Source organism: Sphingobacterium sp. UBA865, assembly GCF_002295765.1.
Taxonomy (GTDB): Bacteria; Bacteroidota; Bacteroidia; order Sphingobacteriales; family Sphingobacteriaceae; genus Sphingobacterium; species Sphingobacterium multivorum.
In genome coordinates, this window is sequence record NZ_DBGB01000009.1 from 242,983 (window position 1) to 255,666 (window position 12,684).

15 protein-coding genes and 1 tRNA gene are annotated in these 12,684 nt (G+C 37.8%); 6 read left to right on the top strand and 10 right to left on the bottom strand.

Features of this window, described 5'->3' with window-relative positions:
• Nucleotides 1–31: 31 nt before the first annotated feature.
• The 3 genes from B2O97_RS03895 to B2O97_RS03905 form a co-directional block, all read right to left on the bottom strand.
• Nucleotides 32–673: a hypothetical protein gene (locus B2O97_RS03895; protein WP_286766967.1), complete on the bottom strand. Its 642-nt coding sequence runs from the start codon at nucleotides 671–673 to the stop codon at nucleotides 32–34.
• A 166-nt stretch (nucleotides 674–839) separates the two neighbouring features.
• The gene (locus B2O97_RS03900; protein WP_239468752.1) at nucleotides 840–2,786 is read right to left on the bottom strand and encodes a M1 family metallopeptidase; all 1,947 of its coding nucleotides are present in this window, start codon (nucleotides 2,784–2,786) and stop codon (nucleotides 840–842) included.
• A gap of 169 nt (nucleotides 2,787–2,955) precedes the next feature.
• Nucleotides 2,956–3,303 (bottom strand): ArsC family reductase, encoded by a 348-nt coding sequence (locus B2O97_RS03905; RefSeq protein ID WP_070566141.1) that lies wholly within the window; start codon nucleotides 3,301–3,303, stop codon nucleotides 2,956–2,958.
• 328 nt (nucleotides 3,304–3,631) lie between these two features.
• On the opposite strand from B2O97_RS03905, the gene fbaA reads away from it, so the two are divergent.
• From fbaA to B2O97_RS03920, 3 genes are all read left to right on the top strand, one after another.
• The gene (gene fbaA / locus B2O97_RS03910; RefSeq protein ID WP_070566139.1) at nucleotides 3,632–4,711 is read left to right on the top strand and encodes a class II fructose-bisphosphate aldolase; all 1,080 of its coding nucleotides are present in this window, start codon (nucleotides 3,632–3,634) and stop codon (nucleotides 4,709–4,711) included.
• A 158-nt stretch (nucleotides 4,712–4,869) separates the two neighbouring features.
• Nucleotides 4,870–5,544, top strand: a complete 675-nt coding sequence (locus tag B2O97_RS03915) for a head GIN domain-containing protein (protein ID WP_286766968.1) — start codon at nucleotides 4,870–4,872, stop codon at nucleotides 5,542–5,544.
• A gap of 234 nt (nucleotides 5,545–5,778) precedes the next feature.
• On the top strand, nucleotides 5,779–6,447 hold the full coding sequence (locus B2O97_RS03920; protein ID WP_286766969.1) for a sterol desaturase family protein: 669 nt from the start codon (nucleotides 5,779–5,781) through the stop codon (nucleotides 6,445–6,447).
• 104 nt (nucleotides 6,448–6,551) lie between these two features.
• Here the strand turns inward: B2O97_RS03920 and B2O97_RS03925 are convergent, their stop codons facing one another.
• The gene (locus B2O97_RS03925; protein ID WP_286766970.1) at nucleotides 6,552–6,965 is read right to left on the bottom strand and encodes a group III truncated hemoglobin; all 414 of its coding nucleotides are present in this window, start codon (nucleotides 6,963–6,965) and stop codon (nucleotides 6,552–6,554) included.
• A gap of 167 nt (nucleotides 6,966–7,132) precedes the next feature.
• Between B2O97_RS03925 and B2O97_RS03930 the strand changes: the two genes are divergently transcribed.
• Nucleotides 7,133–7,699 carry a hypothetical protein gene (locus B2O97_RS03930; RefSeq protein WP_286766971.1) on the top strand — a complete coding sequence of 189 codons (567 nt, stop codon included), beginning with the start codon at nucleotides 7,133–7,135 and terminating at the stop codon, nucleotides 7,697–7,699.
• 190 nt (nucleotides 7,700–7,889) lie between these two features.
• On the opposite strand, the gene B2O97_RS03935 is transcribed toward B2O97_RS03930, so the two are convergent.
• Both B2O97_RS03935 and B2O97_RS03940 read right to left on the bottom strand, forming a co-directional pair.
• Nucleotides 7,890–8,426 carry an ExbD/TolR family protein gene (locus B2O97_RS03935; RefSeq protein WP_286766972.1) on the bottom strand — a complete coding sequence of 179 codons (537 nt, stop codon included), beginning with the start codon at nucleotides 8,424–8,426 and terminating at the stop codon, nucleotides 7,890–7,892.
• 388 nt (nucleotides 8,427–8,814) lie between these two features.
• On the bottom strand, nucleotides 8,815–9,357 hold the full coding sequence (locus tag B2O97_RS03940; RefSeq protein ID WP_286766973.1) for a hypothetical protein: 543 nt from the start codon (nucleotides 9,355–9,357) through the stop codon (nucleotides 8,815–8,817).
• 171 nt (nucleotides 9,358–9,528) lie between these two features.
• Between B2O97_RS03940 and B2O97_RS03945 the strand changes: the two genes are divergently transcribed.
• Entirely contained in the window at nucleotides 9,529–9,807 is a 279-nt protein-coding gene (locus B2O97_RS03945; protein ID WP_286766974.1) for a hypothetical protein, read from the top strand.
• Nucleotides 9,801–10,418: a winged helix-turn-helix domain-containing protein gene (locus tag B2O97_RS03950; RefSeq protein WP_236585999.1), complete on the top strand. Its 618-nt coding sequence runs from the start codon at nucleotides 9,801–9,803 to the stop codon at nucleotides 10,416–10,418. The genes B2O97_RS03945 and B2O97_RS03950 overlap by 7 nt, the downstream gene beginning before the upstream one ends.
• A gap of 65 nt (nucleotides 10,419–10,483) precedes the next feature.
• Here B2O97_RS03950 and B2O97_RS03955 read toward each other — a convergent pair.
• The 4 genes from B2O97_RS03955 to B2O97_RS03970 all read right to left on the bottom strand — a co-directional run bounded on the left by B2O97_RS03955 (nucleotide 10,484) and on the right by B2O97_RS03970 (nucleotide 12,257).
• A tRNA-Ser gene (locus B2O97_RS03955) sits at nucleotides 10,484–10,568 on the bottom strand.
• Nucleotides 10,569–10,845: 277 nt separating this feature from the next.
• Nucleotides 10,846–11,442, bottom strand: coding sequence for a hypothetical protein (locus B2O97_RS03960; protein ID WP_070566131.1), 597 nt, complete (start codon nucleotides 11,440–11,442; stop codon nucleotides 10,846–10,848).
• Nucleotides 11,429–11,923, bottom strand: coding sequence for an RNA polymerase sigma factor (locus tag B2O97_RS03965; RefSeq protein WP_112375585.1), 495 nt, complete (start codon nucleotides 11,921–11,923; stop codon nucleotides 11,429–11,431). Before B2O97_RS03965 ends, B2O97_RS03960 begins: the two co-directional genes overlap by 14 nt.
• Before the next feature lie 4 nt (nucleotides 11,924–11,927).
• The gene (locus tag B2O97_RS03970) at nucleotides 11,928–12,257 is read right to left on the bottom strand and encodes a hypothetical protein (protein WP_201638670.1); all 330 of its coding nucleotides are present in this window, start codon (nucleotides 12,255–12,257) and stop codon (nucleotides 11,928–11,930) included.
• Nucleotides 12,258–12,684 lie beyond the last annotated feature (427 nt).

Below are 12,684 nucleotides of genomic sequence, written 5' to 3' on the forward strand. Positions count from 1 at the left end.
CTGACAATCACGTGATAAAAGTGTTTGTTTTTTATTTTTTCTCGTTAAATTTTTTATAACTATCCATGATATAGACCTTCAAAGTTTCTTGGCTGCTGTTTTGGATAAATTTATAAGATGGTCTAAATCTTTCCTTAAACAGGGCTAGATCCGAACCATTGAGCGGAGTCAATTCTTTGATCAGGTTTTCTGTGAACTTTCTGTCAACTGCTCTTTTTTCGAGTTCATCGACCAGAAGTTTATAGTTTGAACGCGCTTGTTTTCCCTCTTTACTAAATATGCGGCTTGGAGAAATCCGTACTCCACCGCGATTTTGACTGGCGTCAGAATACTTTCCTAAAGTCTTCTCGCGCTGGATTTCAGCAGCAAGTCTGCTGTCTGTCATCCGTTCGACGACAACTTCACTCAGTTCGATAACATTATTCATTCTGTTCAAATAGATTCTGCGTAAGCTTGTATCATAAATGAAGACCGTATCCTGTTCGTATCCGACGGCCTTGATCAACAAGAGGTCGTTTATATTGGCGTCAATAGCAAAGGAGCCATCTCTATTGGTCTGTACTTCAACCTTGGTTCTTAAATTTTGGATCTGTGCAGCCTCGATTTTCTCACCGCTGACAAGTTCCATAATAATCCCCTTGGTTTTTTCCTGTGCAACAAGATGTCCACTCATTAGCGTAATAAGTAAGCAGCTTAGAATCGTTTGTAAGATTTTCATGCGAATAAATATAGTTATGTATTTTCAATCTATGAATGAACAGGATATTTGCTGTTTTGTTTACGCCGTACGTTCATGATTGTTCTCTAGCCAAAAATAACGAATAGATTTTGAAAATCTGCTAATTTGCTTTCCACGAATTATTGTCTGGGTTTTTGTCCGGCATGACCATGTCAGGATCTAACTGTACAGATTGCAATGACTCTGTGGTGGGTATTTTAAATTGCCATACGTCATTTCTTTCCCAGATTTCCACCGGTAGTTTTTTTCGGATCTTCTTGCCCGATACGGTTGTCGCTTCAATAATAACTGGCATCGGTAATTTTTCGAGATTTTCCACGGTGACAAGTGCGCCAAATTTTGGCTCGTTGTTGACATAGGATACCGATTTTATACCTTGGTCCATTTGCCAGTTGTTGACAAACCACCCGCGCCAGAACCAGTTTAGGTTTTCTCCAGCACCGTTTTCAATGGCTTTGAAGAAATCCTCTGGAGTAGGGTGTTTGTAAGCCCATTCTTGGATATATTTTTTAAAAGCGTAATCGAAGCGCTCAGGACCGATGATTTCGTTTCGCAATAATTTCAGTCCATAAGCTGGCTTATAGTAGACCAAAGCACCAATATTACGTTCTTTCATGTTTTGCGGAGTACTCATGATCGGTTCAAGATTACGGGCAGTAAAGATGTAGGATCTGCTCGCCTGATTACGGTAATATTCACCATTATTGAATTCCTTTGTAGCGAGTTCGTTAATAAATGTATTGAACCCTTCATCCATCCAGCCATGTTCACGTTCGTTGGATGCGACAATCATTGGGAACCAATTGTGACCAAACTCGTGGTTAGTAACCCCCCAAAGTGAACCTGCTTTGGCCCGATTGCCACAGAACGACAAGGCTGGGTATTCCATTCCACCAACATTGGAAGCTACATTGACCGCTACAGGGTAAGGATATTCAAACCAGCTTTTTGAATAGATTTCAATTGCGGCTTTTGTATATTCTGTCGAGCGTTCCCAGGCATTGTTACTGTTACTTTCAATTGGATAGGCTGACAAAGCAAGGGATTTTTTTCCGCTGGGCAGATTGATCTTCGCACCATCTACTATAAATGCCGTAGAGGAGGCCCAGGCAATGTCTTGCGCATTATTAAGTTGATATTTCCAGGTTAAGGTTTTCTTGTCAGGTCTGGAGTTTTTTGCGGTAACTTCTTCGGCGGAGCGGATGATTACGGTTTCATCGCTACGTTGTGCCTGTTGGTATCGTTTGAGTTGCTCAGCTGTAAATACTTCCTGTGGGTTTAACAATTCGCCACCCAAGACAACCATGTGGTTTGCTGGAGTAGTGATCTCAACCTGGTAATTTCCGAATTCACGATAGAACTCTCCTGGTCCTGTATAAGGAAGCGTATTCCAACCTCTAATGTCGTCATAGACACACAGTCTTGGGAACCATTGTGCAATGGCATAGATTTTTCCGTTTTTTGTATCAAGTATACCGGTACGATCAGCTCCATATTTAGGAACGGTGTATTGGTATTTAATCTTAAAAGTTATTTTTCCGCCCTTGCTCTTTAATGCCGTCGGAAGTCGAAGCTGCATGCGGGTATCGTCAATAATATGTTCGATCGTATTTCCGTTTACGTCCGTAACCGATTGTATCTGATATCCACCATCAAAAGTGGAGTTGCCATCACCGTAACGGCTGTCGGTCAAGGGGGAGATCAATTGACCACGGCCATGTTGTGAAAACATATTTTGATCTAACTGCAACCACAGATAGTTCATATTGTCCGGACTATTGTTACTATAAGTAATCTCAACAGCTCCTGTAATTTGATCATTTTGATCATTCAGGGAAGCCTGAATTTTATAATCGGCTGCATTTTGCCAGTAGGCAGGGCCCGGTTTTCCGGCTGCGGAACGATATTCGTTACCATTATTTTTAAAAAACAAGGGTGCAAAGGCCTCAGTATAGCTATAATTGGATGTTTTCTCCTGTGCAAAGGCCGGATAAGCATAGCTCAACGCAACAAGGCTTAAAGAAGCCAGTGCAATTCTTTTCATCATACGTTTACTTAAATTATGTTTATTTGCTCCAATATACAATGAAAAGTACATTGAGCCAAAAAAAACGAAAACGACGTCTTAAAAGTTAAGGGAAAAAGGGGGACTTTAAAGGTGTATTTGGTACAATTGGAGGCTTTTTAAGACCTCCATTCCAGGGAGCTTTCTGGAACTATTTTAAATTTGTTACGTACTCTGTTTCATTAAAACCAAGTAATATGCCTTTATTGTATTCAATAACGGGACGTTTAATCATACTCGTGTTTTCCTGAAGCACCTTATTGGCGCTATTACTGTCTACGACTTGTTCTTGAGTTTCCGGAGATAGTTTTTTCCATGTAGTTCCCTTTTTATTCACTAAGGCCTGCCAGTCTACCTGTGTTTCCCATTCTTTTAATTTATCCTCACTGACACCTTCTTTTTTGAAGTCATGAAATTGAAAGGGGATATTGTTGTCTTCCAACCATGTAAGTGCTTTTTTTACTGTGTTACAATTTTTGATACCGTATACCTGTAGCATAATAGTGACAATTTGGTGAATCCAAATTTAATCAATCTCGACACAATATTTAAAATAATTCGTATTTCTGAATACATTCAAGATGCCTTATCTGTGATCCAATGATAATTGCGGATAACCTGTTGTTCATGGTATTGGGAAAAATAGGGACAAGTGGACTATTCTATTCAAAGGAATAATCAGAGGTTTATGATTTGTTAAGATTCTATATTCCCTATGGATTGATAGTGTATTTAGTACACTATAAAAATTAGGAAGTAATAATAATTTTTAATAATTTAGTAGCTTCAAGTATAATGAAAGATTAAAATAAATCAATAACAGAAATATGAGCCTAAAAGATTTTAAAGGTGTATTGACAGGAGATCAAGTACAAGAGTTGTTTGAGGTAGCGAAGAAACATAAGTTTGCTTTGCCTGCGGTAAACATTATCGGAACAAACTCTATCAATGCGGTTATGGAAACTGCGAAAGCAGTAAATTCTCCTGTAATTATTCAATTGTCAAATGGTGGAGCGCAATTCTACGCTGGTAAAACCTTGAACAACGATAATTTACAAGCTTGTGTATTGGGAGCGGTATCTGCAGCGCAACATGTTCATTTATTAGCTGAGCATTATGGTGTAGCGGTTATTCTGCATACAGATCACGCAGCTAAGAAACTTTTACCTTGGATCGACGGTTTGTTGGACGCTGGCGAGAAATTCTTTGAGCAACACGGAAAACCATTGTTCTCTTCTCACATGTTGGATTTATCGGAAGAGCCAATTGAAGAAAATATTGAAATTTCAGCTAAATACTTAGCACGTATGAAACCACTTGGTATGACCGTGGAGATCGAGTTGGGTGTTACAGGTGGTGAAGAAGATGGTGTTGACAACTCGGATGTAGATAGTTCAAAACTGTATACTCAGCCGGAAGAGGTTGCCTATGCTTTTGAAGAACTGTCTAAAGTATCTGACAAATTTACAGTGGCAGCTGCATTTGGTAACGTTCATGGTGTTTACAAACCAGGTAATGTGAAGTTGCAACCAGTTATATTACACAATTCACAAGAATATATTCGTGAGAAATATAATCTTACTGCTGAAAAACCAGTAAACTTTGTATTCCACGGTGGTTCTGGTTCATCTCCTGAAGAAATTGCAGAAGCGATTTCATACGGTGCAATCAAAATGAACATTGATACCGATATGCAATGGGCGTTTTGGGATGGTGTGAGAGCTTATGAAGCGAAAAACCATGATTATTTGCAAGGTCAGATCGGTAATCCAGAAGGAGCTGATTCTCCAAATAAAAAATATTACGATCCCCGCGTTTGGTTACGTAAAGGTGAAGAAACGTTTGTTGCTCGTCTGAAAGAAGCATTCGCTGATTTGAATGCAGTAGATGTCAATAGCAAACTATAAGTATAAGCTAAAAAATAGATTATAAAAACGTCTTTAGTGCCCCCAAAAAGTTAAACACTTTATGGGGGCATTTTTTTATGTCAAAATAGGTTAAAAATACTGGTCTTAGTAGGAATTGGCTTATTTTTTGACGAACAACAATAAAAAGTCAAGTAAATATGAAATTTTTAGGAGTCAGTGTAATTCTTTTATTAATTGCCCAAATGGGGTTTGGGCAGGTGAAGCAAAATGTTGGCGATTTTTCTTCGGTGGTAGCGACAGACAAGATTCAGGTGGAGTTGATTAAGTCCGACGAGTCCTTGGTGACGTTTGAAGGACAGAATCACGAGAATGTTAAGGTGGTCAACACAAATGGATCCTTGGTTTTGAAAATGAATACGTTGAACATGCTGCAAGGGGGGAATATCTCTGTGAAGGTGTATTACAAGAGTTTGAACAATGTGGAAGCAAAAAAAGGCGCCAAGGTATTTGCGACCACAAATAATACAGTTGCTGCTGATCACTTAAAAGTATATGCTTCAGAAGGTGGTCTGGTCGATCTCTATACAGCGGTAAAAACAGCTGAAATAAAAGTGACCTCAGGTGCTACAATCGCTTTGTATGGAAAGGCAAACAAACAGGAGATCATTTCGAATTTTGGCGGTAAATATGAAGGAAAAGATTTTAAGACGAACACCACGGTGGTCACCGTTAATGGTGGTGGTAAAGCGAATGTTTATGTTACTGATTCCATCGAAACCAAAACACGTGGTGGCGGTGTCATTGATGTCTATGGAAAACCAGAACAACGTGTAGAAAAGAAAATGGCCGGAGGAACAGTCAACTTTAAATAAGTAAACTGTCTTGGATTTGTCAATTTTAGTGCGAGTTCATTTTAGTTGATTTTATAGAAAAGAGTGGAAATTTGAGGTAATAGATGAAATAAAAAGGGTTTAGCTTGATTGGGGTAATGATTATTGTTTAACCTTTTTATTAAAAAGGTCAGTTATTTTGTTTTTCTCATCAGAAACCTTCTTCATTTGTGCTTAAAATACTTATTTTTGTGAGGGAATAATAAAAATAGTATTATGGCAAAGCGTAATTATGTTTCAAATTCTACGGAATCTACGCGCATGTTCAAGAATGACTTTTTAGAGTCTTTGACGAAAGTGCATTGGAGTGTACCTTTGATTTTCTATGTACCCGTGGTTGTTTTCTTTTCGTATAAAGCGCTAGTTTGGGGAGACATTTCCTTTTTAACCTACATTGGGTATTTTATTTTTGGTTTAGCTTTTTGGACTGCTTTTGAATATGCGTTACATCGTTGGGTGTTTCATTTTCATCCGACATCGGAATGGGGAAAGCGAATCGCTTTTATTTTCCATGGTGTGCATCATGATTACCCAAGAGACCGTATGCGTTTGGTGATGCCGTTGTCAGCGAGTATTCCACTCGCTCTTTTGGTCTATCTTGGTTTTACATTGTTTTTTTCGAATGAGTTTATCTTAGCCTGTTTTTTCTCAGGTTTTATGGTGGGGTATTTGATCTATGACGAATGTCATTATGCGATGCACCATGCTAATTTTAAAAGCGGCATTTTCAAACGCATCAAGCAGCACCATATGTTGCATCATTATTCTGATCCCGAAAAAGGCTTTGGAGTAAGTTCTTCCTTATGGGATGAAATTTTACGCTCAGGTTTCGAAGAAAAGGAACCCAAAAAAGAATCTACTTCCTTAAAAGAAGAAAAAGCATAAATTGAATCACATCAACTAAAAAAGCCCTGGATAGTTTCCAAGGGCTTTTTTTATGGATTAATTTTTATTTATCAATGTGATCAAGTGGGCTTTGTAGGCCAACTTTAGATCAAGGGTTTCTTGTTGGGATTGGCCTGCAGGTATTCCAGTTTGAACTGAAACATTTGGGCCATTTTCTGCGCACGCCATTTAGCCTCTTCGGCCTTTTGTCCACTGTATAAGCAATCTACTGTTGCTTCGAATAAATTGAGCCATTGACCAAAGTGTTGTGCATCAATGGGTAAATTGATATGGGGTGGAAAAGGGCTGCCGAAATAACTATGTTCATCTAGTAGGATAGTCTGCCAGAAACTATACATCTTTTCAAGATGTATAGCCCAATTGTCTTGGATTCGTTCTTTAAAAATAGGTCCGAGCAAAGTATCTTTACGTATCGTCGTATAGAATTGATCTACTAATACTTTAATGTCATCGAGTGTCTGAATATCCTGTTTCATCGGCGTATGATCTATGCTCATGAATAAAGGCCTATAGCTGGATCAAAAACTTTTTCATGATGTTTATCTGGATTAAATGTAGTGACATTTATAGAGAATCGCATCACTTGGATGTAAAGATGTCTCGTTGAAATTTTGTAATTCTCTTTTATTGTCAGTAAATTGACTCAATACAAAGGGAAAAACATATGGGAAAATACGTTCTTTTAATCCTATTATCGATGGGATTTTATGCTGTTGAGGCACAGGTTACAACAATTTCGATCAATAAGGAAAATTTTCAGTCTTCTGGTATTCCATTTAAGGGGAAGCGTGTGTTACAAGTGGAACGCCTTCAGACTCCAAAAGAAGATAATTATATTGTTTTTTCAAAAGAGGAACGGGGTGCTGATCCCGACAAACTTTATGTACAACAATTTCAGCAGATCGATGGAATGTGGCAGCTTGTGGCTGATGAATTGATATCCGAAGAAGGGATTGTTACGTCGGTTTGGGAATCTCGAAAGGCATTTTTTGATGCGGATAGGGATGGTAAATTGGATGCATTATTTATCTATTCAAGGCATCCAAAGGATGACCTGCAAAAGCAGCTAAGCTGTATTGGACTAGTTCTTTATAAGAATAAGTTTTACCGTCTCCGTGCAGAGGAAGCAGATGGTTATAGCCAAACAACGTTTTCGGACAATTATGCATCCCTACCGGTTGAGGTAAAAGAAAATGTGGAACGTTATTGGAATAATCTGGATAAAAGATAATATAGGCTACGCGTCTGGAATCTACCGAAAGATCGATGGATCATACGATCTTTCGGTAAACTTGTTATTGTATATTTGATCAAATAGTAAGCATTTCCGCATTTTTTGATGACACTCATTGATTTTACCTATGAAAGGCTCATTCAATAGGTTATCTCAAAGCATGGACAAGATATCGTTTAAATCAATGTTACTGGAGTGCAGCGAGCAATTGCTTTTCTTCTTCGATTTGCGTTTTACTGATTACGTAACGTGCGATATGCTGGTCCTTCAAATGGTCTATCGTTTGAATAACATCTTTCGTGCGCGCTTCTTTGCTAGGTTTAATCAATACAATCATGTCCTTTGTATTGGGCATGGTGCTAATCTTAGCTTTTAACTGTGCAATAACAGCCGAGAGCCCTTTGTCGATATTTACCGGTATTTGTGAAGAGCTGATCGGTTTTTTGAAATCCCCATGATACCACATGAATTTTCCTTCGCCCAGGATAAGAGTTGCCGTGCGGTTTTCATCAATAAGAACCGAACTTTCTATAGCTGATTTAGTTTTGTCTGGCATGGCGATATCCATTGCAGATGGTTTATTTAATGTTGTGGTCAACATAAAAAATGTAATGAGAAGAAATGCGAGGTCTACCATCGCTGTTAAATCTACTTTAGGGGCCATTTTCCTGCTTCTTATTTTTTTCTTTCCCGTTTCTTGCGTTTTTTGATTTAATTCTGCCATGATCGTCATCTTTAGGTTAACACGTTGTTGTTACTCCTTATAATGATGGCAGAAAAGAATGGATTCCACAGTGTTTTTTAAAAAAAAATTGAAGTTTTTTTTAGATACTTTCTGTGTTTTTTTTCTTAACCGTTGGTAATCAGTTTTTTTACCTGGTGTTTTGGTTTGTTCGTTGTTGATCAGATTTGTTTAATTCGCTTGTTATTTTTCCTTTCATCCAATTTAGGTCGGTTGCTAGGCTGTCGAAATTTATCGAGTTGGTTTGGTGACTTAATTTGAGTAACAAGGTTACTTTCGTTGTGATTTTAATTTTTGTACAAATAGTTGTGTTTGCAAAAAAGCCCTTCATTGCTGAAAGGCTTTTCTTGTGGAGTGGTTGTTACGTTACTCAGCAAGCGCCTTGGTTAGGTATGCGTTTATAAATTATTTTGTTATCTCTTTGTACATAGTCGCCCGCTACTATTGGATACGAATACTTAGGCGCGTACATGACACCACGACCCCTTATCGTTATTTTGTCGTTTACTTTCAAGCTTCGCAATTGTTGAAATTCATTGGAATTTTCCAGGCCAAAACTGAGAATATAGTCTTCACGATTAATTCTAACCATCACACCGAAACCTAACTGTGCTCCTAGTGGAAGATAAAGCGAAGTTACAACTGCGGCTATGTCGGCAGAATTCTTTATCTGATTGTTTATTTTCGCCGCGTTGTCAAGTACTTTTATGCCTTCGGGAGATTCTTGCCATTTTTTGAACTTTATACCATTAGGACTCGCTTCCCATTTATTCCTTTCGGCGGTCATTTCAGAACGAGTGCGTGAATTCGGGGTCGTTTTTTTTAAGGTTTCATTTTTGATTTCGCGATTGGCAAAGGCCAAGCCGCTTCCTATAGCGAGCGGTAAAACCAATACGTAGATAATTTTTTTCATATTTTTAAAAGTTTAATGAAGATTCGATTTATCACAGTAAATTAGATCCGTTCAAACTTTTTTCTCGTATCCTTTTTAGCGTGATGTAACAAAAATACGTTGATGATACTTATATAGTGGGATTTAGACTGTAAATAGTGATGTAATCTTTGTAAATAAATTGTAAATCGTATGTCTGAAAGCCGAAATATTTTCTCAGGGAACCGGAAGTACTTGTATGGCGGGATAATGCTCTTGTTTATTGCAATGGCCTTTATCGCTTTTGATAAGACTGGTACAGACGATTTTGATAGCGCCAGGAGAGAAGTTTTGCTTCGGCGGATAGGGGATGAACTGCTTACACAGTCGGGTGACAGTAGATCAAGGGTACTTCCGGTAGAAAAGATTCAAGAAAATGAATATCGGATCAGGTTTGAGAATGAAATCACCTTTAAACCAGACTCATGGTGAGTACTATTCAGCGGCTGTTGGTCAATGATCCTCTTGCCCGTGATTATGTCGTTAATGTACTCAACTGTGGCAATTCGAGTGTAGCTTATGGATATGCTATTTCCCATAATAAAAAAGATGATATTATTGCTTGTAGAGGTAGAGTGCAACCTAAAGGATGTTACATGATCAATATTAAATTTAAACCGAGCGGGATAAATACAGCAGCGAATAACTATTTTCTTGGTATCGTGTTGTTTTTAGCATTTGCTGGATTCTTTTTTTTGAAATCGGATCGGAGGCGAAGCATTGTGTTAGACGATCAAAATAACAGTATTTTAACCTTTGGGGCCGTTTTGTTTAATCCGCAGGAGCGAGAAATGATCATTAATGAAAACACCATAGATCTCACTGGAACGGAAACCCGTTTGTTACATATTTTAGCCTTGTCTCCTAATCAAACGATAGCGCGAACACGGCTGCAAAAAGAAATTTGGGAAGATGAGGGAATTATTGTCGGGCGCAGTCTAGATATGTTTATATCAAAACTTAGAAAAAAATTGGAGTTTGATCCGACTATCAAAATTACGGTTATACGTGGTAAAGGATATAAACTTGAGGTTAGTTCTTAAGAAGAGTAAGGGGACGGATTGGGCTAAAATGCAAAAAGCCTTTCATTTCTGAAAGGCTTTTTCTGCGGAGAGTGAGGGATTCGAACCCCCGAACCTGTGACAGTTAACGGTTTTCAAGACCGCCGCATTCGACCACTCTGCCAACTCTCCGCGACAAAAGTAGAAATTTTGGGTAGAATTACAAAACTTATTTTACATTTTTCTTTGTTTAAAAGCAGTTTTAGCACTCTTAAATAGAAATGTAGTTGAATACCAGTTGGTTATTTTTAAGGGGTGCCCCTCTTTCCGATGTCATATTGGCGACAAAAAAAACTCCGCCTTGGTGGATATTTTCGCTTTAGATGTGATCATAACCTTGTTTTAAGGAAATTGCAATTAAAAATGGAGCTATGAAAGTATTTTTAAGAAGCAAACACGATCCGATTTTTCAATTCCCGAATTGTCGTTCTAGTTCTTGTAATTCAAAAATAACTTCGTTGATGGATCGATCAATTTTAGCGAGTTGTCGTTTGCCTAAATAAAAGTAGGAAAATAGCATCCAACTGTAGGTTGGAAGGTAAGTGAGTAAATAATAGTTGAAACTGGCACCCACTAGGATTTCCCGAAGATAGATCGAGATTGCTATACAGAGAATTAAATGATAAATGGGCATATTCCAATGAATTCTTTTCTTTCTAAAGGAATCAAACTGTTGCCACTGTTGTAAATGCTCGGTAGGTAAAGCTACTTCATTGATCTTTTTGATTTTACCTACAGTGGTCATCATTAAGGATGCCTGTATAAAACAAAGGCAGGATACGATAAACATCGCTGTGTACAATGCCAGCGTTTTGTGTCTAAAATCAAGGAAATATGCTAGCGCAAGAATAATTAATCCTGTTACAAGCAATAACACAGCACCGGTTATTTCTTTCCTTATTAATTCCTGACGAAAGTCTTTGACCTTACTCAGGCGTTTTGGGGACAAGATATGTTGTTTGCTATCCTGTTTCCAAAGATGTTGTAAATCGTTAAAGTCTTGCATATTTATGGAAAATTTCAGTTAATTCTTTTTTAATTCGATGGATTTTAACACGGAGATTATTCTCTGTAATTCCCGTAATTTCTGCTATTTGCTCATAAGGTTTTTCATCTAATACCAATGTGATCAGTACTCTATCCGCTTCTTTTAGTTTGCTGATACATTTATACAGCAGATCAATCTGTTGTACTTTTTCATTCGTTGAATCCTCGGGTATATCGATGTAGTTTGAGTCAGTTATTTTTTTTACATGTTGATTCTTTTTTCGCATGCTCGTCAAGCAATTATTGATCGCTATTCTGTAGATCCAGGTGCTTAATTTTGCATCATTGCGAAAACCGTCGAGTTTTTTCCATACAGTAATGAAGGTCTCTTGGACTAAATCATCTGCATTATCTGGGTCTCCAGTATAACTGAGGCATAACTTGCGGATGGCCGGCGCATATTCTTTATAAATAATCTCAAAGTTTTCTTTGTTGGTCATCGGGTTATTTTAAAAATGTGTCTAGTTCAAAAAACCATATCGGCTGGTCATACATATTAAAATGCTTACTGTTGGTAGTGTGTAAAGTTAGCTTTTTTACATACTTATATTGTTGGGAAAGAATTTGCTGTGATTTTTCCAGCGTTTCGTATTTACTGCCTAACACGAAAATCGGTTTCTGTCCATACGCTCCACTACAGCTATATCCTGTGATAAGATTCATCGGTGTTCCTTTTCCATAGATGTTGACCTGAAAATCATATTTTTTTGTGTATATGCCGATCCGTATATCATAAGTAAAAGTATTGAAATACCGAGTTTGATGAAATAACATATATAGTTCCGTAAATCTTTATTGATACGAAGAACAATAGTTTTCATAAGAATTGAACATAAAACCAATAATTAGGGTTGCCTAGAATATTCTGCGTATTAGATGTTATGAATTACAGATTATTACATAAAAGAGTGAAAAAAGTTAAAAATCGTGCATGGGGAAAGGTAGAGTTGCGTAAAATGTTGTTTTCTCGTAGTAACAATGTGGTAATTCGAATGGTGTAGTGCTGTAAGAAAATTGATTTTTTGATAGGGAGAATAGCTGGTAAACCAGATTGAATGGGGATGTGTTGGCAGCCCAGCCAGCTGGGGCTTTGAATCCAGCTATAAAGCAAAAAGCCCTTCATTTCTGAAAAGCTCTTTCTGCGGATAGTGAGGGATTCGAACCCCCGAACCTGTGACAGTTAACGGTTTTCAAGACCGCC

Coding starts and splice junctions, on each gene's coding strand:
- B2O97_RS03965 (WP_112375585.1), bottom strand. CDS start 11,923: ATGACCAACAAAGAAAACTTTGAGATTATTTATAAAGAATATGCGCCG.
- B2O97_RS03940 (WP_286766973.1), bottom strand. CDS start 9,357: ATGAAAAAAATTATCTACGTATTGGTTTTACCGCTCGCTATAGGAAGC.
- B2O97_RS03895 (WP_286766967.1), bottom strand. CDS start 673: ATGAGTGGACATCTTGTTGCACAGGAAAAAACCAAGGGGATTATTATG.
- fbaA (WP_070566139.1), top strand. CDS start 3,632: ATGAGCCTAAAAGATTTTAAAGGTGTATTGACAGGAGATCAAGTACAA.
- B2O97_RS03970 (WP_201638670.1), bottom strand. CDS start 12,257: ATGTTATTTCATCAAACTCGGTATTTCAATACTTTTACTTATGATATA.
- B2O97_RS03920 (WP_286766969.1), top strand. CDS start 5,779: ATGGCAAAGCGTAATTATGTTTCAAATTCTACGGAATCTACGCGCATG.
- B2O97_RS03935 (WP_286766972.1), bottom strand. CDS start 8,426: ATGGCAGAATTAAATCAAAAAACGCAAGAAACGGGAAAGAAAAAAATA.
- B2O97_RS03915 (WP_286766968.1), top strand. CDS start 4,870: ATGAAATTTTTAGGAGTCAGTGTAATTCTTTTATTAATTGCCCAAATG.
- B2O97_RS03925 (WP_286766970.1), bottom strand. CDS start 6,965: ATGAGCATAGATCATACGCCGATGAAACAGGATATTCAGACACTCGAT.
- B2O97_RS03945 (WP_286766974.1), top strand. CDS start 9,529: ATGTCTGAAAGCCGAAATATTTTCTCAGGGAACCGGAAGTACTTGTAT.
- B2O97_RS03900 (WP_239468752.1), bottom strand. CDS start 2,786: ATGATGAAAAGAATTGCACTGGCTTCTTTAAGCCTTGTTGCGTTGAGC.
- B2O97_RS03905 (WP_070566141.1), bottom strand. CDS start 3,303: ATGCTACAGGTATACGGTATCAAAAATTGTAACACAGTAAAAAAAGCA.
- B2O97_RS03960 (WP_070566131.1), bottom strand. CDS start 11,442: ATGCAAGACTTTAACGATTTACAACATCTTTGGAAACAGGATAGCAAA.
- B2O97_RS03950 (WP_236585999.1), top strand. CDS start 9,801: ATGGTGAGTACTATTCAGCGGCTGTTGGTCAATGATCCTCTTGCCCGT.
- B2O97_RS03930 (WP_286766971.1), top strand. CDS start 7,133: ATGGGAAAATACGTTCTTTTAATCCTATTATCGATGGGATTTTATGCT.